General features: G+C 46.5%; 1 protein-coding gene. It reads left to right on the top strand.

All coding sequences use genetic code 11. The features are described 5' to 3' along the window. A partial coding sequence (locus AS151_RS20370) for a tetratricopeptide repeat protein (RefSeq protein ID WP_139240845.1) occupies positions 1 to 520 on the top strand: 520 nt, incomplete at both ends.

Below are 520 nucleotides of genomic sequence, written 5' to 3'. Positions count from 1 at the left end.
GAAAATACGAACAAGCGATCGCTGCCTACCAACAAGCTCTGGAAATCGACCCCAATGATGCCAATGCCTACGGTAATTTAGGCATTGCCTACGATGACCAAGGAAAATACGAACAAGCGATCGCTGCCTGCCAACAAGCTCTGGAAATCGACCCCAATCATGCCAACAACTACAATATTTTAGGCATTGCCTACTACAACCAAGGAAACTACGAACAAGCGATCGCTGCCTTCCAACAAGCTCTGGAAATCGACCCCAATTCTGCCTATGCCTACAACAATTTAGGCAATGCCTACTCCAAGCAAGGAAAATACGAACAAGCGATCGCTGCCTTCCAACAAGCTCTGGAAATCGACCCCAATTATGCCAGTGCCTACAACAATTTAGGCATTGCCTACTCCAAGCAAGGAAAATACGAACAAGCGATCGCTGCCTTCCAACAAGCTCTGGAAATCGACCCCAATCATGCCAACAACTACAATATTTTAGGCAATGCCTACTCCGACCAAGGAAAATACGA

This window comes from Geitlerinema sp. PCC 9228 (genome assembly GCF_001870905.1).
GTDB lineage: Bacteria > Cyanobacteriota > Cyanobacteriia > Cyanobacteriales > PCC-9228 > PCC-9228.
The sequence above is the reverse complement of the archived record's forward strand: the minus strand, read 5'-3'. Positions and strand labels throughout refer to the sequence as shown.